The organism is Oceaniglobus indicus (genome assembly GCF_002751875.1).
Classification (GTDB): Bacteria; Pseudomonadota; Alphaproteobacteria; order Rhodobacterales; family Rhodobacteraceae; genus Oceaniglobus; species Oceaniglobus indicus.
Genome location: NZ_NMZM01000004.1, coordinates 137005 through 157705, shown reverse-complemented (window position 1 = coordinate 157705; position 20701 = coordinate 137005). Strand labels below are relative to the sequence as shown.

The window sequence follows — 20701 nt, the reverse complement described above, 5'->3', positions numbered from 1 at the left end:
CGCCGGAGCGGTATAGTTTCGCCGACCGCCCGGAGGAGATTGCGCGATGAACCAGACCACCCCGATTGCCGCCAAGGACGCCCCAGACCTGTCGCGATTCACCTGGGACGATCCGCTGCTGATCGAAGAGCAGCTGACCGAAGACGAGCGGATGCTGCGCGATGCCGCCCGCGCCTTTGCCCAGGACGTGTTGCAGCCGCGCGTGATCGACGCCTATCGCGAGGAAACCAGCGATCCGGCGCTGTTCCCGAAAATGGGTGAAGCTGGCCTTCTGGGCGCCACCCTGCCCGAGGAATACGGCGGCCTTGGCGCAGGATACGTCACCTATGGCCTGATCGCGCGCGAGATCGAGCGGGTGGATTCCGGTTACAGGTCGATGATGTCGGTGCAATCGTCGTTGGTGATCTATCCGATCCACGCCTACGGCACCGAAGAGCAGCGTCGGAAATACCTGCCGGGCCTCTGCGACGGTTCGCTGATCGGCTGTTTCGGGCTGACCGAACCCGATGCCGGGTCTGATCCGGGCGGCATGAAGACGGTGGCCAAGAAGATTGACGGCGGCTATCGCATTTCCGGCGCGAAGATGTGGATCTCCAATTCGCCCTTCGCCGATGTCTTTGTCGTCTGGGCGAAATCCGAAGCCCACGGCGGAAAGATCAAGGGGTTCGTTCTGGAAAAAGGCATGAAGGGCCTGAGCGCGCCGACGATCAAGGGCAAGCTGTCGCTGCGCGCCTCGACCACCGGCGAGATCGTCATGGACGGCGTCGAGGTGGGCGAGGATGCGCTGCTGCCGAACGTCGAGGGCCTCAAGGGGCCGTTCGGGTGCCTGAACCGGGCGCGGTATGGCATTTCCTGGGGCGTCATGGGGGCGGCCGAATTCTGCTGGCACGGTGCGCGTCAATACGGGCTGGACCGCAAGCAGTTCGGCAAGCCGCTGGCCCAGACGCAACTGTTCCAGAAGAAGCTGGCCGACATGCAGACCGAAATCACGCTGGGGCTGCAAGGCTCGCTGCGGGTCGGACGGCTGATGGAAGAAGGCCGCGCCGCGCCCGAGATGATCTCGATGATGAAGCGCAACAACTGCGGCAAGGCGCTGGAGGTGGCGCGGCTTGCCCGCGACATGCACGGCGGCAACGGGATTTCCGAGGAATACCAGGTGATCCGCCACATGGTGAACCTTGAAACGGTCAACACCTATGAAGGCACCCACGATGTTCACGCCCTGATCCTGGGCCGTGCACAGACCGGGTTGCAGGCGTTCTTCTGACGCCGACGATGGCCTTGGTGCGTCCCCTGCTGGGTGTGCTCATCCTGCTGGCCCTCGCGGCCACGGGATTTGCGCATCAGCCGCCCAACGCGGGCCTTGAACGGTTCATCGCCGCGGGCGGTGATCGGTCGGCGATCTGTGCCGACACCGGCCGCACCGGCCACCTGCACGACGCGGGCCCCTGCGACGCCTGCCGCCTTGTCGGCGCCGCCGTGTTGCCCCCCCTGACCGCGGCCATGACCCGCACCCCGAAGACGTGGGCGGTTCGCGCCCGCGTCGCCCTTGGTTTCCTTCCTGTCCGCCCGCGTGATCCCGCGATCGGCCCCCGCGCGCCCCCGCCGGTGGCGTGAGTCGACCGACGATCACAGGACAATGGGCCCCCGCGCCCGACACAGGAAAGACACCCAGATGAACCCCATCCTTACCCGCGCCGCTGCGACGCTGTTTCTCATGACCGCGACGACCGGGGCGTTTGCCCATGACTACACGCTCGGCGATCTGGCGATCGCACACCCGATGGCCTATGCGACGACCCCGGTCAGCAAGACCACGGGTGGCTTCATGACCATCACCAACACCGGCGATACGGACGACACGCTGCTCGAGGTGCGCGGCGACGTGCCCCGTATCGAACTGCACACCACCGAAATGTCCGATGGCATCGCCAAGATGATGAAACAGGACGGGATCCGTATTCCGGCCGGCGAAACCGTCACCCTGGAACACGGCGGCTTTCATGTCATGTTCATGGGGCTCAACCAGCAACTGCACGAAGGTGAGAAGCTGCCGGTGACGTTGGTGTTCCAGAATGCCGGCACCATCGATATCGAATTCGACATCGAACCGCGCGACGGTGGCACCAGCGGCCATTCCGGCCACGGCAACTGATCGCAAAGCGATATGTCCTGCGCCAGGCACGCCGTGGCGCAGGTCCACCGATCACGGGGCTTGCCGGCTTGGCGTCCGGCCCTGTTTCTTACCGATACAAATACTCGAAAATCCTGCGCCAGCCCCCTTCACAACGGCAGCATGGTCGTCGATTTCAACTCTTCCATCGACAGCAACGCCGTGACGTTATGGATCTTCACCTCGGAGATCAGCGCCTGGTAGAAGACATCGTAGGCCCGCGCGTTCCTGACCCGCACCTTCAGGATATAGTCGATATCGCCGGCCAGGCGGTGCGCTTCCTGGACTTCGGGGCGCGCGCGCAGGGCCTCGAGAAACCGCGCCTGCCACTGGGCATCATGTTCGGACGTGCGGATCAGCACGAAAAAACACGCCTCGAACCCCAGGGCCTCGGCGTCCAGGCGCACGGTGTGCTGGCTGATCACGCCCGCCTCGCGCAGCTTGCGAATCCGGTTCCAGACCGGCGTCTTCGACGAGCCCACGATGCGGGCGATGTCGTCCATCGACCGGCTGGCATCCTGCTGAAGCGCGGACAGGATGCGCCGATCCATGTCATCGATGCGGACGGGCATTCGCGTTTCCTTTCCTGCTGATGCCAAATGTTCCAATATCCCCGTATTGCAGGACGTATGTCCTTATTGAAAGCGGAATATAGCCTTAGATCGGAATAATGTTCTATGTTTCCGTCAAGAAACAGGGAACGACCATGAAACATTTTCCGATTTTCCTTGCCGTCGAAGGCCGCCGGATCGTCCTGTCGGGGGGCGGTGACGCCGCGCTGGCCAAGTTGCGGCTGCTGATGAAGACCGAGGCGCGGCTGACCGTTTTCGCCACCGACCCCGCGCCGGACATCCGCGACTGGGCCGCCGCCGGTCGCCTGACCCTGATCGAACGGGCGATGCAACCCGGCGACGCGCTGTGCGCCGCGCTGTTCTATGGCGCCGACGAAGATCCGGCCGAGGATGCGCGCACCGCTGCCATTGCCCACGCCGATGGCGCGCTGGTCAACATCGTCGATAACCTGCACGACAGCCAGTTCATCACCCCCGCCATCGTCGATCGCGACCCCGTGGTCGTGGCGATCGGCACCGAAGGCGCGGCCCCGGTGCTGGCCCGCGCGATCAAGAAGGATCTGGAAGACCGCCTGCCCCCCGTGCTGGGCACCCTCGCCCGCATCGGCAAGGCATTTCGCGCCCGGGTCGAGGCGCTGCCGTTCGGCGCACCGCGCCGCGCCTTCTGGTCGGACTATTATTTCGCGGCCGGTCCTCGCGCGCTGAACACGGGCGGCGAAGGCGCACTGGACGACACGCTTGCCACCCTGTTGACCGATCACCTGAATGCGGCGCCGAAACCCGGCCGCGTCGAATTCGTCGGCGCCGGCCCGGGCGATCCAGAACTTCTGACCCTCAAGGCGCGGCGCGCGCTGCACGAGGCCGACGTGGTGATCCACGACCGCCTGGTCAGCGCCGAGATCCTGGAACTGGTCCGCCGCGAGGCGACCCTGATCGACGCCGGCAAGGAAGGGTTCGGAAAATCCATGGCCCAGGGCGACATCGACGCGCTGATCGTCGAACACGGAACCCGGGGCGCCCATGTCGTGCGGCTGAAATCCGGCGATCCCACGGTGTTCGGACGGCTCGACGAAGAGATCGAGGCGGTCGAGGCGGCGGGCCTTGCCTGGTCCATCGTGCCCGGCATCACCGCCGCCAGCGCGGCCGTCGCGGGCATCGGGCAAAGCCTGACACGGCGCGGCCGCAATGCCTCGGTCCGTTTCATCACCGGCCACGACACCAAGGGCTTCGCCGATCACGACTGGGCCACCCTGGCCCAGCCGGGCGAGGTGGCGGCGATCTATATGGGCAAACGGTCGGCTCGGTTCTTCCAGGGGCGCCTGCTGATGCACGGTGCCGATCCGGCCACGCCCGTCACGGTGATCGAAAACGCCTCGCGCCCCGATCAGCGCGTCATCGCGACAACGCTGTCAGAGCTTGAACCGACCTTGACGCGCGCCGCGCTGACCGGTCCCGCGCTGACCCTGTTCGGCCTGGCCCCGCGCGCTGCTGCAAAATTGAACGTCCTGCCGGATCACGGCGGGGAACACGAACCCGAAAAGTCCATTCAGGAGGCGTTCGCATGAGCCGTCAATTCACTCCGAAGGTCATCACCGCCAACGCCCTTCTCGAGGGCGACGCGATCTGGCTGACCGCCGAGGACACCTGGAGCCGCGACATCGCCGACGCCGAACTGATCGACGACGAGGCGCACGCCCAGCTGCGCCTGCTGTTCGCGCAATCGCAGAAGGATCGGGTGGTGGGCGCCTATCTGGCCGAGGCCCGCGCCGATGGCGGCATCCCGCAACCCGTGCATTTCCGCGAGAGGTTCCGCACCCGCGGGCCGTCCAACTATCGCCACGGAAAACAGCTCGCCTCCTAGGGCGCGCGCATCCCCCCGAACCATCCGCTGACCGACATTCCCGCAGGAGCCTTGCAGATGTATCGCTATACCGAATTCGACGACGCCTTCGTGCGGACCCGCGCCGCACAGTTCCGCCAGCAGGTCGCGCGCCGCATCGACGGCTCGCTCAGCGAGGATGAATTCCGGCCGCTGCGCCTGATGAACGGTCTTTATCTGCAACTGCACGCCTATATGCTGCGCGTCGCCATCCCCTATGGCACGCTGAACAGTGCCCAGATGCGGCAGTTGGCGATGATCGCCGAACGTTGGGACAAGGGGTATGGCCATTTCACCACCCGCCAGAACATCCAGTTCAACTGGCCTGCCCTGAAGGACGTGCCCGACATCATAGATGCGCTGGCGGATGTCGGGATGCATTCGATCCAGACCTCGGGCAACACGATCCGCAACGTCACCGCCGATCACTTTGCCGGCGCCACGGCGGACGAGATCGCCGATCCGCGCCCGGTGGCGGAATTGCTGCGCCAATGGTCCACCGACCATCCCGAATTCCAGTTCCTGCCGCGCAAGTTCAAGATCGCCGTGACCGGCGCCGAAGCCGACCGCGCGGTGATCCGCTCGCACGACATCGGCATCCAGATCGTGAGGAACGACGCCGGGGAAACGGGATACCGGATGATCGTCGGCGGTGGTCTGGGCCGCACGCCCATGGTGGGCAAGGTGATCCGCGACTTCCTGCCTGCGGCCGATCTGCTGCCCTATGCCGAGGCGATCGTTTCGGTCTACAACCAGCTGGGACGCCGCGACAACAAGTTCAAGGCGCGCGTCAAGATCACCGTGCACGAGCACGGGATCGACGCGATCCGCGCCCGGGTCGAGGACCGGTTCGCGCAGGTGAGGTCGCAGTTTTCGGGCGTTGATCAGCACCTGCTGCGCGATATCGAAGCCGCCTTCGCCCCCCCGGCCTGGAAGACTGCCGATACCGCGCCCTTCGACGCCGCGCAGGCCGATCCGCTGTTTCGCAGCTGGGCCGACACCAACCTGTCGCCCCACCGCAACCCGGACTATGCCATCGTTTCGGTATCGCTGAAGAAACCGGGCGCGACGCCGGGGGATGCGACGGCGGCGCAGATGCGCCTGCTGGCCGATCTGGCCGAAACCCTGGGCCACGACGAATTGCGCATCAGTCACGAGCAGAACGTGATCCTGCCCCATGTCCATAAATCCGACCTGCCGGCGCTGCACGCCGCGTTGCGCGCGGCGGATCTGGCGACGGCGAACATCGGGCTGATTTCGGACATCATCGCCTGCCCGGGCATGGATTACTGCGCCCTGGCCACCGCCCGTTCGATCCCCATCGCCCAGAAAATCGCGACCCGTTTCGACGATCTCAAGCTGGAACACGAGATCGGCGCGCTGAAGATCAAGATCTCGGGCTGCATCAACGCCTGTGGACACCACCACGTCGGCCATATCGGGATTCTCGGGCTGGACCGCGCCGGGGTCGAGAATTACCAGATCACGCTGGGCGGCGACGGCACCGAAACGACCGTGATCGGCGAACGCGCCGGCCCCGGATTTTCCGCCGATCAGATCGTTCCGGCGATCGAGCGGCTGATCCATGCCTATCTGGACCTGCGCGCCGGGCCGGTCGAGACGTTCCTGCAAACCTATCGCAGGCTGGGCCTGTCGCCGTTCAAGGCGGCGCTTTACCTGGAGGTGCGGGCCAATGCCGCTTGAGGCGCCGCTGGCCCCCGTCGCGGAACGTGTGGCGGACCTGAACCGCCGTTATGCGCACCATTCGGCCTCGGCCGTCCTAGAACACGCGCTGAGCGACCCGCAGGTCGGATCCATCGCCATGGTCTCGTCCTTCGGTGCCGAGTCGGTGGCATTGCTGCACATGGTCGCGGTCATCGACCGCAGCGTGCCGGTGCTTTTCCTCGACACCGAGATGCTGTTCCACGAAACGCTGGCCTATCAGCGCGACGTCGCGGAACGGCTGCGCTTGGGCGATGTGCGGGTGATCACGCCCGACCGCGATGCGCTGTTCCTGAACGATCCCGATGCGATCCTGCACCGCAGCGATCCCGACGCCTGCTGTGCGCTCCGCAAGACACGGCCGCTGCTGACGGCGCTGGCGCCGTTCGATGGCTGGATCACCGGACGCAAGAGGTATCAGGGCGCCACCCGCGCCGCCCTGGATTTTTTCGAGGTCGAGCCGGGAACGGAGCGCATCAAGGTCAACCCCCTGGCCCATTGGCACCGCGACGACGTGCAGGAATACATGATCAACAATCGCCTGCCCCGTCATCCGCTGGTGGCGCAGGGGTTCCGGTCGATCGGGTGCGCACCCTGCACCGCACCGGTGGCACAGGGCGAGGACGACCGCGCCGGACGCTGGCGCGGCCGCGCCAAGGACGAATGCGGCATCCACTTTGTCGAAGGTCGCCTGGTGCGCGGCGCAGCATGAGCGCGGCGCCGGTGCTGTCCCGACCGGCCATCGGTGCGCCGCCCGGACCGGTGCAATGAGTATTTGGATCAATGAGAAGCCCCGCCGCGGGTTTCACAAGCGAGGTATGAGATGAGCGTGATTGTAACCGATACGGGGTTCGGCCCCGAGACGCTGACCCGGGGCGCGAACGGCGCGGAACCTCTTGAGGTGACGGCGGACACCGATCCCGAAACCCTGTCGTTTGACGGGATCACGGCGATCGTGGTCGAATTCACGGGATTCAGCGACGGGCGCGGATTTACCATTGCCCGGCGGCTGCGACAGCGGGGATACACCGGGCGGCTGCGCGCGCGCGGGCATGTCATCGCGGATCAATACACCATGGCCCGGCGGTGCGGGTTCGACGAGGTCGAAATCGACGCGGCCCTGGCGGCGCGCCAACCCGAGGCCCAATGGCTGGCCCGGGCCGATTGGCGGGCGCATGATTATCAGTCGCGCTTGCGCGGCACCCGCGACAACCGGGCGCATCCCTGATGGCGCCGTGCCGAAACCCCATCGAACCGGGGCGGCGGCACTTTTCCGACCCTCATTTGTCTGCTAACGAACAACGGACCTCCCGATGAACGAGCATGTGACCGTGACTGTGACACCCACCCTTCCCGACGCCCAGACGGTGACCGACGTGCGCCACTGGACGGACCGCCTGTTTTCCTTCCGCGTGACCCGGCCCGCGTCGCTGCGGTTTCGGTCGGGGGAATTCGTGATGATCGGCCTGATGGGTGATCCGGATCCCAAGACCGGACGTCAGAAGCCGCTGTTGCGCGCCTATTCCATTGCCTCGCCGGCCTGGGATGACGAGTTGGAGTTTTATTCGATCAAGGTGCAGGACGGACCGCTGACCAGTCGCCTGCAACACATCAAGGCGGGCGATCAGATCATCCTGCGGCCCAAGCCGGTGGGCACCCTGGTGCATGATGCGTTGCTGCCCGGCAAGCGGCTGTGGTTTTTCGCCACCGGCACCGGAATCGCACCCTTCGCGTCGCTGATTCGCGAACCGCAGACCTATGAGGATTACGAAGACGTCATCCTCACCCACACCTGCCGCGATGTTGCCGAACTGGAATACGGGCGGCTTCTGGTCGAAGAGATCAAGTCCGACGAGATGATGCGCGAGCTGACCGAGGGCGGTGTCGACAAGCTGCGGTATTATCCGACCACGACGCGGGAACACAGTGCCCGGATGGGCCGGGTGACCGACAAGCTGCGCTCGGGCGAGATCTTTGCCGACCTCGGCGTGCCCCCCATGTCGCGCGAGACGGACCGCGCCATGGTCTGCGGCTCCATGGGGCTGAACATCGACATGAAAGAAATCCTCGAGGGGTTCGGCCTGCGCGAGGGGGCGAACAGCGAGCCGGCCGAGTATGTCGTCGAAAAGGCCTTTGTCGGCTGACGGGGGCGATTCGGCGGCGCGGCAGACGCGGATGGTGACGATTTCGATTGTCGACCGGTGAACGAGACCGCCGGAACGCCCGGCGTGCCCGCCGATCGGCCGCATTCGCGCTGATGCGTCGGGGATTTTCGCCCGACCGGCACCCGACATGTCAAAGGCAGCTTGAATAGCCCGCCCGTGGTGGCTATTTTCCGCCATAAGCAACAAAACAAGGATGACCACCATCGCTCGCAGACCTCACAACGCCCCGCCCCAGCGCGATACCGGCCCCCGCGTCAACGACCGTATCCGCGCGCCGGAGATTCGCCTGATCGGTGCGGAAGGCGAAAACATCGGTGTCGTGACACCGGAACGTGGTATGCAACTGGCCGAACAGGCCGGGCTGGATCTGGTCGAGATTTCGCCAAACGCCGCGCCCCCTGTCGTCAAGATCATGGACTTCGGCAAGTTCAAGTACGAGACGCAGAAGCGTGAGAACGAAGCACGCAAGAAGCAGAAGATCATCGACATCAAGGAGGTCAAGTTCCGCCCGAACACCGACACCCACGATTACGATGTGAAGATGCGCAACGTCGTCAAGTTCCTGGAAGGCGGCGACAAGGTGAAGGTGACCCTGCGTTTCCGCGGCCGCGAGATGGCCCACCAGAACCTGGGACGTGCGCTGCTCGAACGGATCGCGGAAGACACCAAGGAACTCGGCAAGGTCGAGAACTTTCCCAAGATCGAAGGCCGGCAGATGGTCATGCTGATCGGCCCCCTGAACAAATGATCCGGCCGGGCGCGGCGGCATGACCGGCGCGCCCACTTCGGGGCATACGTCGTGTTATATCCGGTCGCGCGAGCCGGACGCAGCGGACGACAGGTTGTTCTCGCGCGTCGTGGCACGCAATTCACCACCGACGATCGCGGCGTTGTCGCCCTGGCTGACCGGGTTGCACGGAACCGTTCTTGAAATCGGTTGCGGCACCGGACAGCATGCGGCGCAGTTCGCACTTGCGTTTCCCCACCTGACATGGCTGGCGAGCGATATCCATCCGGCGCATCGCGCATCGGCGCAGGCCTGGGCGCGCGAACTGGGCGTCGATATGCCACGACCCCTTGATCTGGACGCGGCCGCACAGTGGGGCGGAGCGGTCGGACGGCTGGCAGCGGTTGTTGCGATGAACGTGATCCATATCGCACCACCCGCCGTCATGCAGGGGATCATAGCGGGCGCGGGACAGGCGCTCGATCGTGGCGGTCTTCTGGTGTTTTACGGACCGTTCATCGAACCGGGCGTGGACACGGGCCCCGGCAACATCGCGTTCGATGCGGCGCTGCGGGCCGATGATCCGCGATGGGGTCTGCGCGACACCGGCGCGGTGCGCGCGCTGGGTCAGGCCGCGGGCCTGTCGTTCACCGCATTGATCGCGGTGCCGGCGAACAATCGCATCCTGATCCTGCGCCGCGACTGACCCCGGATCAGAGCGTCACGCAGGCGTCGAAGCCGCCGAAAATCATCCGCTTTCCATCGATCGGTGTGCTTTGCATCAGTTCCTCGGCGCGGGGGTTGCCCATGACCGCCCCCATGCAGGCATCGCGCGTCGCCTTGTCGGGATAGGTGATCACGCAGACCGCACAGGTTTCGTCCGCTTCCATCTTCACCGCCCGGGGAAACGACGTGAGTTCGCCCATCGGCACGTCCTGCCCCCAGCATTCGAGATATCCGAGGGCGCCGTTTCCGCGGAAGATCTCGCCCATTTCCGCGGATATGGCGACATAAGCCGCGCGTTCGGCGGTCTTCACCGCGGCCACCATGACATCGACATACATGGGCTGTCCTTTCGGGTTTTCGGGTCGCGCCCAGCATAGCGGCCACCGCCACCGCGTCATCGCATTTCAGGGCGTGATGCCGATCGCCCCGCGCCAGTCGCGAACATAGCGCGTCAGCGCCGGATCGGGCGGCACGGTTTGCGCGACCGCGTTGCCGGCCCCCCGGGGCGCGAACAACAGCGCCGCACCAAGGCTGGTTCCGGTGGCCGATTCGGTGGCCGAGACGGGTTTTCCGCAGGCCGTGGCCAACATGCGCAACCAATCGGCGTTGCGCGCGAAAGACCCCTCGACGACGATCGGCCCCCGTGCGCCGATCTGGTCCAGCGCGTTGGCCGTCAGCAATGCAAGGTAATAGGATACGGCAACCGCGCAGGTGCCCGAGCCAGGCGCGGGTGCTGGCCCCTGCCACCGGGGCGCGCGGGCCGTGAACGCGCCAGTGGCGTTCGGGTCCGGCAACAGCATGATCCGCTGATCCGACACGGCGCGGATGGCGGCGGCGTCGGGGACGCCGGTCATCCCCTGTGTCAGGGTTTCATAGGTGCGCCCGCCCATGAAACGCACCGACGGCGACGGATTGCCCATGGCATCGGTGTTGATCTGCGTGTCTTCCGCCGGCGCACGCTGTTCGGCGCCCACGGCCATGACGACGATCCAGGTGCCGGTGGACACCACCGAGAACGGCGCCGGTCGTGCCAGCAGATAGGGATAGAGCGACGCGTTCGAATCGTGGATGCCACAGACCACCGGCGTGTCGGCACTCAGCCCGCAACGCGCCGCGATTTCGGGAAGGACCGGGCCGAGGATGTCGTCCGGGCGACGCCGGGGCGCGATCTTGTGCTGGATTCCCAGCTGCGCGCACAGGGGCGACAATGCGCCCTGCCCCGGCAGCCACAGGTCGCTGTGACAGCCCAGCGATGTGACGTCGCAGGACCGCACGCCGGTCAGTCTGAACGCCCAGTATTGCGGATAGGTCAGAACCGTCGCCGTTCGCGCCGCCAGACCGGGATCGCGCGCGAACTGCCAGTGGATCTGCGCGCCCAGGTTCAATCCGCCCGGCAGGCGGGGTGTTCCAGTGTCGGCGAAATCGGGGCGCAGGCGATCATATTCCGCGGCCACGCTATCCGGCCCCGGATCCTCGTAATCCAGGATCGGCACGGCCAGGTTGCCCGCCGCGTCCAGCAATGCGCCGCTGGCGCCATGGGTCGTTACCGCGATGCCATCGACCCCGAACCGGCCCTGGAAAACCGCCAAACCGTCAAGGATGAACTGCCAATGCCCTTCGGTGTCGAAATGGCGATAGGGTGGCGCCGCGAGCGGCGTGTTGGGGCGGGTCAGCACCGCCAGTTCGCTGCCGCTGTCCAGACCGACCATCGCCAGTTTCACGTTGGTCTTGCCGATATCGATGACAGAAATCCGGCGCATGATACCTCCATCGCTCACGGGAAACAGGTGCGGCGCGCCCTCATGCCCGCCATTTCGACCAAAGCCGCGGCAGCGCGATCACCCCGATCAGCAGACAGCCGATCAGGATCGACATCACGATCCCCGGCACGTTCAGCAGGCCAAGCCCGAACGTCACCAGCCCCATCACGAAGGCGGCGATCACGACGCCGGGGATGGTGCCCGATCCGCCCAGGATCGACACGCCGCCCAGCACGACCATCGTCACCACCTCAAGCTCCATCCCGAAGGCGATCGACGGGCGTGTCGATCCCAGGCGCGAGGTCAAGCAGATCGCGGCGACCCCTGACATCAGCCCGGTCAGCAGGAACAGGATGAACTTGACGCGGCCCACCCGGATGCCGGAAAACATCGCCGCCGTGGGGTTGTTGCCGATGGCATAGACCGCGCGCCCGAAGTTGGTCTTGTGCAGCAAGACGCCGAAACCGACGGCCAGCACTGTGAAGAACACCATCTCCCAGGTGATCACCCACCAGACATAGCCTTGGCCGAACACCGCGAAGCCCGCCGGATAGCCGCCATAGGCGCCGTCGCCCAGGACGATATAGCTGATGCCGCGAAACAGGCTCATCGTGCCGATGGTCACGACGATGGACGGCAGGCCAAGGCCCGTGACCAGCGCACCGTTGAACGCGCCGCACGCCAGCCCCACCCCCAGACCGATCAGGGTCAGCGGCACAGGCCCCATCCCGACCTGCGCCGCCGCCCCCATGGCGGTGGACGCCAGTGCGATGATCGCGGCCACCGACAGGTCGATTTCGCCCGACACGATCAACAGCGCCATGGCGAAGGCGATCATCGCCTTTTCGGTAAAGTTGAACGTGGCATCCGACAGGTTCCAGGCGTTCAGGAAATACGGGCTGGCGAAACTGTTCAGGACGAAGATCGCCACCGCCACCAGCAACAACAGCGACTCCCAGCTTTTCAGGCGCGTCTCCAGCGGGCTTTTCAGGCGGTCGGGAATGTGGCGTTCGCTGATGCTCATGTCACGTGCTCCGCCGATTTCAGGATCACGCGGCCCCTCGTGCGGTTGGCCCGGGTGTTCAGCGCGACCGCGATCACGATGGCCGCGCCGGAAATCGCCAGCTGCCAGAACGGCGAGATGTCGACGACCGGCAACGCGTTCTTGATCACACCCAGAAACAGCGCCCCCAGAACCGCGCCCCCGACGGACCCGATACCGCCCGATATGGCGATACCCCCGATCACGCAGGCGGCAACGACGTCCAGCTCGAACCCAGACGCGATGTCGACATAGGCGACGGCATAGCGCGCGATCCAAAGGTATCCCGCGAGCCCGGCCAATGCACCCGCCAGGGTGAAGGCCCAGAATTGGGTGCGCCCCACATCGATCCCGGTATAGACCGCCGCGTTCGGATTGCCCCCCACGGCATAGAACGCCCGCCCCAGCGGCGTGCGCGTCAGGACCAGCGCCACCAGCGCGATCACGACGACAGCGATCCACGTCAGCATCGACACGCCCAGGAACGTGGCGCGGGGCAGCGCGCGGAAGGCGACCGTCATTTCATGGCTGTTCACCCAGGTGCCCCCCGACATCAGGAAGATCGTGCCACGATAGATCGTCATTGTGCCCAGCGTGACGACGATCGGCGGGATGTCCAGCTTCCAGACCAGAACACCGTTGATCGCGCCCAGGAAAGCCCCCAGCGCGACGGCAAAGGCCACGATCACGACCACCGGCACCCCGGGCATGGCCACGTTCAGCAACGCGCAGGCCATGCCGGTCAACGCCAGGTTGGCGGCCACCGACAGGTCGATGCAGCGGGTCAGGATCACCACCATCTGCCCCAGGGTCAGGATGATCAGAAGCGAGGTGTCGTTGAACACCCGCAACAGGTTGGCGGGCGCGACAAAGGCCGGAAATCGGATCGCGATCAGCGCCAGCAGCGCGACCAGCGCGCCCAGCAGGATCGCCTCGCGCGAGGCCAGGAAACGTGTGACGATCATGGGTCTTCTCCAATGCCCGCGGCGTGGCGCACCAGGGTTTCGGGCGTCAGCCCGTCGCCGTCCAACTCGGCCACAATGCGTCCTTCGCGCATGACGATGACCCGGTCCGACATGCCCAGGATCTCGGGGATTTCCGAGCTGACCATGATCACGGCCAGCCCCTCGGCCGCCAGTTCGGCCATGAACTCATGCACCGCCGCCTTCGATCCGATGTCGATCCCCTTGGTCGGCTCGTCGAGGATGATCACCTTGGGCCTTGTCGCCAGCCATTTGGCGATCACGACCTTCTGCTGGTTGCCCCCCGACAGGTTCCCCACCGCCTGATCCAACGATGCCGCGCGCAGATCCAGCCGTTCGGTGTATTGACGCGCCAGCCTGAACTCCTCGGCCAGGCGCAGGAAGCCGTTGTGCGACGTGACGTGCAGCGACGGCAGCGTGACGTTCTGAAAGATCGGCAGCGCGCGGATCGTGCCCTGGGCGCCGCGATCCTCGGGCACATAGACGATGCCGGCCGCCACCGCCTCGGCCGGCGATCGCAGCACACGCACCTTGCCGTCGATGCGCACCGCGCCCTTGGACGGTTTGGTGATGCCGAACAGCGCCTGCATGAATTCCGACCGCCCGGCCCCGACCAAGCCGTAAAAGCCCAGGATTTCGCCGCGATGCAGGGCAAAGTTGATGTCGGCGAATTCGGTCGGGTGGTCATAGCCGGCGACGCGCAGCACCTCGGTCCCGGCCAGCCGTTCCCGTTTGGGAAAGATCTGATCGACCGGGCGGCCGACCATCATCTGCACCAACGCGCCTTGATCGACATCGTCCATGGCGCCCTCGCCCACGAACTGCCCGTCGCGGAACACGGTATAACGGTCGGCAATGCGGAAGATCTCGTCAAACTTGTGGCTGATGAACAGGATCGCCTTGCCCTGCGCCTTGAGCTGGTCGACCAGATCGTAAAGCTCGGTGATTTCCTTGTGCGACAGGGCCGCGGTGGGTTCGTCCATGACCACGACACGGGCATCCACCGACAGCGCGCGGGCGATGGCGACCAGATGCTTCTTGGCGATGCCGAGGTCATGCAGCTTCAACCCCGGATCGAACGTGGCACCGATGTCGCGCAGGATCGCGCCCGACCGCTCCATCATCGCCGCGGTGTCGATCAGGCCGAAACGGGTGCGCGGAGCGTGGCCCAGAAAGATGTTTTCGGCCACCGAAAGATCGTCGAACAGCACGGTTTCCTGATGGATCGCCGTGATGCCCGCCGCGGCGGCGTGCTGGGCCGTGGGAAAATGCACCTCGGCCCCGTCCAGCAGGATCCGCCCGCCGTCGGGCTGATAGATGCCGGTCAGGATCTTGACCAGCGTGGACTTCCCGGCGCCGTTTTCTCCGATCAGGGCGGTCACCTGGCCCGCAAACAGGCGCAGCGTCACATCAGACAGCGCCCGGACCCCCGGGAACAGCTTGCTGACGCCCTCAAGCGCAAGGATTTCCGGATCTGACATGAAAACCGATCATTTCGAAGGTGGTCCGGCGCGGCATCCTGGACGCCGCGCCGGGACTGACGGATCAGAAGACCGACTTGAACTCGTCGATGTTGCTGGCGTCATAGGTGAACGGTTCGGACATGGCCGCTTCGTTGTTGTCGTCCAGCGTGATCGCGCCCATGCGCCCCATCTGGATTTCGGCGCCCGGCGCGGCTTCAGCGCCCTCGATCAGCTCATGCACCAGCATCGTGGCCGAATACCCGAGGTCGATGGGGTTCCAGATCGCGAACGACTTGGAAGCACCGGAATCGATGGCCCCGGCCATTTCCGACGGCAGGCCCAGACCGGTGACGTTGATTTCGCCGATCTTGCCCGCGTCCGCCACGGCCTGGGCCGCGGCGACGACACCGACCGACGTCGGCGCGATGATCGCGTCGAGATCGGGATAGGACTGCATCAAACCCTGCGCCTCGCGATAGGATTTGTCCGACAGGTCGTCGCCGTAAACGGTCGCGACCACCTCGATGTTCGGATAATCGCCCATCACCTTGTTCATCTCGGCGATCCACGAATTCTGGTTCGTCGCGGTCGAGGTGCCGGACAATACGGCAACCTTGCCGCCGTCGGGCAGATGATCGGCCGCCAGCTTGATGATGGTCTGGCCGATCAGCGCATCCGAGGACGGTGCAAGGTGCAGGTTCCGGCCGTCCTTGGCAACGCCGGAATCGAACGACACCACCTTGATGCCGCGCTGCATCGCCTTCTTCAGGGCGGGCACCAGCGCATCCTGGTCGTTGGCGGAAATCACGATGCCGTCGACCTGTTGCGCGATCAGCGAATTGATCATCTCGATCTGGCCTTCGGCCGTCGGGGCGGTGGGGCCGACATAGATGATCTCGACATCGCCCAGCTCGGCCGCGGCTTCCTCGGCGCCCTTGCCGGCCGCCTCAAAGAACCCGTTGCCCAGCGCCTTGACCACCATGGCGATACGCACGTCGGCGGCCTGTGCCCCCCCGGCAAACATCGCCGCCGCCGCGACACCGGTCATCATCGTTCTGAAAATACTCATGGTTTCCTCCCTGGAGTATGGTTGTCCTTCACGCCTTTCACGACGCTTCCTCGACTTGCGCGCCACCCACCGGCACCACGATCAGCCGAACATCCGCCGCCTCAAGGGCCGCCGCCATCATGTCCGGTATCCCCTCGTCGGTGATCAGCACGGCAATCCGCGCCAAGGCGCACAGCACCAGCGGCGAGCGGTTGGCGAACTTGGAACTGTCCGCCAGCACCACCAGATCATCGGCCTGGTCGATCAGCTTCTGTTCCGCCTGCACCAGCAAGGGATCGCTTTCCATCAGACCGAACGGGGCGATGCCATGGGCCCCCATGAACATGCGGCGCGCATGCACATGCTGGGTGCCGTCACCGTCGAACGGCGACAACACGATGTTCTGTTCGCGATAGATGGTTCCCGACGGCAGGCTGACCGTGTTCTTGGAATGCTTCAGCAGATGCTGCGCCATGGGAAACGAGTTGGTGAAGACGCTGACCCGGCGATTGACCAGCATGTGAACCATTTGAAACGTCGTCGTGCCGCCATTGATGATGATCGAATCGCCGTCGTCGCACAATTCGACGGCGGCCTGCGCGATCGCCTGTTTCTGGCGGATGTTGATCGTTTCGTTGACGGAAAACGGCCGCCCCACCAACCCCGTCTGCTGGGTCGGGTGCAGCGATTCCGCACCGCCCCGCACACGGCGCAGGCGTTTCTGGGTGTGCAGGGTGGCAATGTCGCGCCGGATCGTCGCCTCGGATGCGCCGGTAAGCTCGCACAGTTCGCCCACCTTCATGACGGGACGATCCTGAACCGCTGAGAGAATGATCCTGTGGCGTTCCTGTTCGTGCATTCGACCCTCCGACACCGGCACGATGCGAGGGGAGTCGGGGTCTGTCAATCACCAAAAATCAAAGCCGATCATATTGCGACCGCAAAAGACCGAAGTTGATTGTTCGTGATTGACAAAAGCCGGTGCCGCCACGCAGGATCCGCGCAACGGCACGCCCTGTGACGGGGCGCACGAATGGGGATGAACATGCTAGAACCGGCGCCCGCGCGGCTTGAAAACAAATGGGATGACGCGCGCGCAGAGCGGATGAGCGAGTCGGAAAAACTGCTGTATCGCTCGAACCTTCTGGGGTCGGACAAGCGCATCACCAACTATGGCGGCGGCAATACCTCGGCCAAGGTGCGCGAGCGTGATCCGCTGACCGGCGAGACGGTCGAGGTGCTGTGGGTCAAGGGATCGGGCGGCGATGTCGGGTCGATCAGGATGGACGGCTTCGCCACCCTCTACATGGACAAGCTGAACGCGCTGAAGGGGTTGTATCGCGGACCCGCGCATGAGGACGAAATGGTGGGATACCTGCCCCATTGCACCTTTGCGCTGAACCCGCGCGCTGCATCCATCGACACGCCCCTGCACGCCTATGTTCCGAAGAAACACGTCGATCACATGCACCCCGACGCGATCATCGCCATCGCGGCCGCCAGCGATTCAAGGGCCCTGACGGCCCAGATCTTTGGCGACCGCATCGGCTGGCTGCCGTGGAAGCGGCCGGGATACGAACTGGGCCTGTGGCTGGAGGAATTCTGTGCCGACAACCCCGACGCGCAGGGCGTGGTTCTGGAATCCCACGGCCTGTTTACCTGGCACGACGACGCGCGCGCCTGTTACGACCTGACGCTGGACGTGATCCAGACGGCGATGGATTGGTTCGCCGAAAAGACCGCCGACACACCGGCGTTCGGCGGCGCCGTCCATCAAAGCCCGGCACCGGATGACCGCCGCGCGACGGCCGCCCGCCTGATGCCGGCGATCCGCGGCATGGTATCGGGCAGCCAGAACATGGTTGGCCATTTCGACGACTCCGACGCGGTGCTGGAGTTCGTGAACGCGCGCGACATGGCCGACCTTGCCGCCCTTGGCACCTCGTGCCCCGATCATTTCCTGCGCACCAAGATCCGCCCGCTGGTGGTGGATTTCGACCCCGCCAACCCCGACGTGGACGCCACGCTGGACGGCCTGCCGGCGGCGGTCGCCGCCTATCGCGAGGATTACGCCGCCTATTACGAGCGCTGCAAACACGACAACAGCCCGCCGTTGCGCGACCCCAACGCGGTGGTCTATCTGGTGCCGGGCGTCGGCATGATCACCTTCGCCAAGGACAAGGCGACGGCGCGGATCTCGGCGGAATTCTATGTCAACGCGATCAACGTCATGCGCGGCGCGTCCGCCGTTTCACAATATCGCGGTCTTCCTGAACAGGAAGCCTTCGACATCGAATACTGGCTGTTGGAAGAGGCCAAGCTGCAACGCATGCCGGCGCCCAAATCGCTGGCGGGCCGGGTCGCGCTGATCACCGGCGGCGCCGGTGGAATCGGCACGGCAACGGCCGAACGTTACCTGCGCGAAGGCGCCTGCGTCATGTTGGCCGACATCGACAGGCCCGCGCTGGGTGCCGCCGCCGACCGGCTTGCCGACGCCTTCGGGCGCGACGTGGTGCGCCAGGTGATCATGGACGTCACGGATGAAGGCGCCGTCGCCGCCGCCTACCGCGACTTGTCCATCGAATACGGCGGCATCGATATCCTGGTGTCGAACGCCGGGATCGCATCCTCGGCCCCGATCGAGGACACGACGCTGGATCTGTGGAACCGCAACATGGACATCCTGTCGACCGGGTATTTCCTGGTCAGTCGCGCGGCCTTCCGCGTGATGCGCGTGCAGGATATCGGCGGTGCCATCGTGTTCGTCGCCTCGAAGAACGGGCTGGCCGCATCGCCCAACGCCGCCGCCTATTGCACCGCCAAGGCGGCCGAGATCCATCTGGCCCGCTGTCTGGCGCTGGAAGGGGCCGGGGCGGGCATCCGGGTCAACGTGGTGAACCCCGACGCGGTGCTGCGTGGATCCAAGATCTGGTCGGGCGACTGGCTGGACCAGCGGGCCGACACCTACAAGACCGACAAGGAGGGGCTGGAGGAGATGTATCGCGAACGGTCCTTGCTGAAACGGTCGGTCTTTCCCGAGGACATCGCCGAGGCCGCGTATTTCCTGGTTTCCGATGCCTCGTCCAAGTCCACGGGCAACATCATCAACGTGGATGCGGGCAACGTCCAGTCGTTCCCCCGATAGGAGAGCCGCCATGATCGAGCCGTCCGTCATCGAAGCAGAAAACGCGCGGGCCAAGGCAGATCTGCGCGCCGATTATGCCGCCCTCGGCGAACATCTGGACCGGCGCGGGATCGACATCGACGCCATCAAGACCCGCGTCGCCGCCTATGGCATCGCGGTGCCGTCCTGGGGTGTCGGCACCGGCGGCACCCGCTTTGCCCGCTTCCCCGGCCCGGGCGAGCCGCGCGACATCTTCGACAAGCTGGAAGATTGCGCCGTGATCCACCGGCTGGGGTGCGCGACGCCCTCGGTGTCGCTGCATATCCCGTGGGACCGGCAGCCGGCGGCGGATCTGAAATCCAAGGCCCAAGAGGTCGGCCTGACCTTCGATGCGATGAATTCCAACACCTTTCAGGATCACGAGGGCCAGGCGCAAAGCTATAAATTCGGCTCGCTCAGTCACACCGATCCGGCGACGCGCGCGCAGGCCGTCGAACACAACCTTGAATGCATCGAGATCGGCCGGGCCATCGGATCGAAGGCGCTGACCGTCTGGGTCGGCGACGGTTCGAACTTTCCCGGTCAGGTGCATTTCACCCGGCAATTCGAACGCTACCTCGACGCCGCCAAACAGATCTATGCCGCGCTGCCCGATGATTGGCGGCTGTTTTCCGAACACAAGATGTACGAACCCGCGTTCTATTCCACGGTGGTTCAGGACTGGGGCACCAACCTGATGATCGCGCAGGAGCTGGGCGACAAAGCGCACTGCCTGGTCGATCTGGGCCATCACGCGCCGAACGTGAACATCGAGATGATCGTCGCCCGCCTGATCCATGCGGGCAAGCTGGGCGGGTTCCACTTCAACGATTCGAAATACGGCGACGACGATCTGGACACCGCCGCCATCGACCCGTTCCGCCTGTTCCTGGTGTTCAACGAACTGGTCGACGCCGAAGACACCCCCGGCTTCGACCCCGCCCACATGCTGGACCAGAGCCACAACGTCACCGATCCCATCGAATCGCTGATGACATCCGCGAACGAGGTGCGCCGCGCCTATGCACAGGCGCTGTTGGTGGACCGCGCGGCCTTGGCGGGCTTTCAACAGGAAAACGACGCGATGATGGCGGCGCAATGTCTGAAGCGCGCGTTCCGCACCGATGTCGAGCCGATCCTGGCCATGGCGCGTCTGGAACAGGGCGGCGCAATCGACCCGGTCGCCACGTTCCGCGCCGCGGGCTATCGCGCACGGGTGGCGCAGGAACGTCCCGCGGTCAGCGGTGCGGGGGGCGGCATCGTCTGACGCGGCTGCAC

The 20701-nt window shown here is 65.2% G+C and carries 21 protein-coding genes; 13 read left to right on the top strand and 8 right to left on the bottom strand.

The annotated features are described in order from the left end of the window. Window positions 1-46 precede the first annotated feature (46 nt). From CFP68_RS07920 to CFP68_RS07910, 3 genes are read left to right on the top strand one after another with little or no spacing between them, the layout of a single operon-like run. Window positions 47-1267, top strand: coding sequence for an acyl-CoA dehydrogenase (locus CFP68_RS07920; protein WP_099826376.1), 1221 nt, complete (start codon window positions 47-49; stop codon window positions 1265-1267). Between the two features lie 8 nt (window positions 1268-1275). Continuing rightward, entirely contained in the window at window positions 1276-1617 is a 342-nt protein-coding gene (locus CFP68_RS07915; RefSeq protein WP_099826375.1) for a hypothetical protein, read from the top strand. A 58-nt stretch (window positions 1618-1675) separates the two neighbouring features. Beyond that, the gene (locus CFP68_RS07910; RefSeq protein WP_241523998.1) at window positions 1676-2155 is read left to right on the top strand and encodes a copper chaperone PCu(A)C; all 480 of its coding nucleotides are present in this window, start codon (window positions 1676-1678) and stop codon (window positions 2153-2155) included. A 128-nt stretch (window positions 2156-2283) separates the two neighbouring features. Here CFP68_RS07910 and CFP68_RS07905 read toward each other — a convergent pair whose 3' ends face one another. After that, the gene (locus CFP68_RS07905; RefSeq protein WP_099826374.1) at window positions 2284-2745 is read right to left on the bottom strand and encodes an Lrp/AsnC family transcriptional regulator; all 462 of its coding nucleotides are present in this window, start codon (window positions 2743-2745) and stop codon (window positions 2284-2286) included. Window positions 2746-2879: 134 nt separating this feature from the next. On the opposite strand from CFP68_RS07905, the gene cysG reads away from it, so the two are divergent. From cysG to CFP68_RS07865, 8 genes are all read left to right on the top strand, one after another. Further along, a complete protein-coding gene (gene cysG / locus CFP68_RS07900; RefSeq protein WP_099826563.1) occupies window positions 2880-4310 on the top strand; it encodes a siroheme synthase CysG in 1431 nt (476 codons plus the stop codon). Then, the gene (locus CFP68_RS07895) at window positions 4307-4606 is read left to right on the top strand and encodes a DUF2849 domain-containing protein (protein WP_099826373.1); all 300 of its coding nucleotides are present in this window, start codon (window positions 4307-4309) and stop codon (window positions 4604-4606) included. The genes cysG and CFP68_RS07895 overlap by 4 nt, the downstream gene beginning before the upstream one ends. 57 nt (window positions 4607-4663) lie before the next feature. Continuing rightward, window positions 4664-6328, top strand: a complete 1665-nt coding sequence (locus CFP68_RS07890) for a nitrite/sulfite reductase (RefSeq protein WP_099826372.1) — start codon at window positions 4664-4666, stop codon at window positions 6326-6328. Continuing rightward, the gene (locus CFP68_RS07885; RefSeq protein ID WP_099826371.1) at window positions 6318-7058 is read left to right on the top strand and encodes a phosphoadenylyl-sulfate reductase; all 741 of its coding nucleotides are present in this window, start codon (window positions 6318-6320) and stop codon (window positions 7056-7058) included. The genes CFP68_RS07890 and CFP68_RS07885 overlap by 11 nt, the downstream gene beginning before the upstream one ends. A gap of 111 nt (window positions 7059-7169) precedes the next feature. Beyond that, window positions 7170-7574: a DUF934 domain-containing protein gene (locus CFP68_RS07880; RefSeq protein WP_099826370.1), complete on the top strand. Its 405-nt coding sequence runs from the start codon at window positions 7170-7172 to the stop codon at window positions 7572-7574. Between the two features lie 85 nt (window positions 7575-7659). Beyond that, a complete protein-coding gene (locus CFP68_RS07875; RefSeq protein WP_099826369.1) occupies window positions 7660-8490 on the top strand; it encodes a ferredoxin--NADP reductase in 831 nt (276 codons plus the stop codon). Between the two features lie 214 nt (window positions 8491-8704). Next, window positions 8705-9259: a translation initiation factor IF-3 gene (gene infC / locus CFP68_RS07870; protein WP_099826368.1), complete on the top strand. Its 555-nt coding sequence runs from the start codon at window positions 8705-8707 to the stop codon at window positions 9257-9259. Between the two features lie 19 nt (window positions 9260-9278). Then, window positions 9279-9944, top strand: a complete 666-nt coding sequence (locus tag CFP68_RS07865; protein WP_099826367.1) for a DUF938 domain-containing protein — start codon at window positions 9279-9281, stop codon at window positions 9942-9944. A 7-nt stretch (window positions 9945-9951) separates the two neighbouring features. On the opposite strand, the gene CFP68_RS07860 is transcribed toward CFP68_RS07865, so the two are convergent. From CFP68_RS07860 to CFP68_RS07830, 7 genes are all read right to left on the bottom strand, one after another. After that, window positions 9952-10302, bottom strand: a complete 351-nt coding sequence (locus tag CFP68_RS07860) for a DUF1428 domain-containing protein (protein WP_099826366.1) — start codon at window positions 10300-10302, stop codon at window positions 9952-9954. A 66-nt stretch (window positions 10303-10368) separates the two neighbouring features. Continuing rightward, window positions 10369-11724, bottom strand: a complete 1356-nt coding sequence (locus CFP68_RS07855) for an FGGY-family carbohydrate kinase (RefSeq protein WP_099826365.1) — start codon at window positions 11722-11724, stop codon at window positions 10369-10371. 40 nt (window positions 11725-11764) lie between these two features. Next, window positions 11765-12748 (bottom strand): ABC transporter permease, encoded by a 984-nt coding sequence (locus tag CFP68_RS07850; RefSeq protein ID WP_099826364.1) that lies wholly within the window; start codon window positions 12746-12748, stop codon window positions 11765-11767. Beyond that, window positions 12745-13731, bottom strand: a complete 987-nt coding sequence (locus CFP68_RS07845) for an ABC transporter permease (RefSeq protein ID WP_206601896.1) — start codon at window positions 13729-13731, stop codon at window positions 12745-12747. The genes CFP68_RS07850 and CFP68_RS07845 overlap by 4 nt, the downstream gene beginning before the upstream one ends. Beyond that, window positions 13728-15230 carry a sugar ABC transporter ATP-binding protein gene (locus CFP68_RS07840; protein WP_099826363.1) on the bottom strand — a complete coding sequence of 501 codons (1503 nt, stop codon included), beginning with the start codon at window positions 15228-15230 and terminating at the stop codon, window positions 13728-13730. Before CFP68_RS07840 ends, CFP68_RS07845 begins: the two co-directional genes overlap by 4 nt. A gap of 64 nt (window positions 15231-15294) precedes the next feature. Then, complete coding sequence (rhaS, locus tag CFP68_RS07835) at window positions 15295-16281, bottom strand: rhamnose ABC transporter substrate-binding protein (protein ID WP_099826362.1); 987 nt, start codon at window positions 16279-16281, stop codon at window positions 15295-15297. A gap of 37 nt (window positions 16282-16318) precedes the next feature. Further along, a complete protein-coding gene (locus CFP68_RS07830; protein ID WP_099826361.1) occupies window positions 16319-17119 on the bottom strand; it encodes a DeoR/GlpR family DNA-binding transcription regulator in 801 nt (266 codons plus the stop codon). Window positions 17120-17305: 186 nt separating this feature from the next. Between CFP68_RS07830 and CFP68_RS07825 the strand changes: the two genes are divergently transcribed. Together CFP68_RS07825 and rhaI are read left to right on the top strand one after the other, a co-directional pair. Then, window positions 17306-19405, top strand: a complete 2100-nt coding sequence (locus CFP68_RS07825; RefSeq protein ID WP_099826561.1) for a bifunctional rhamnulose-1-phosphate aldolase/short-chain dehydrogenase — start codon at window positions 17306-17308, stop codon at window positions 19403-19405. 10 nt (window positions 19406-19415) lie between these two features. Further along, window positions 19416-20690, top strand: a complete 1275-nt coding sequence (gene rhaI / locus CFP68_RS07820; protein ID WP_099826360.1) for an L-rhamnose catabolism isomerase — start codon at window positions 19416-19418, stop codon at window positions 20688-20690. The last annotated feature ends 11 nt before the right edge of the window (window positions 20691-20701 follow it).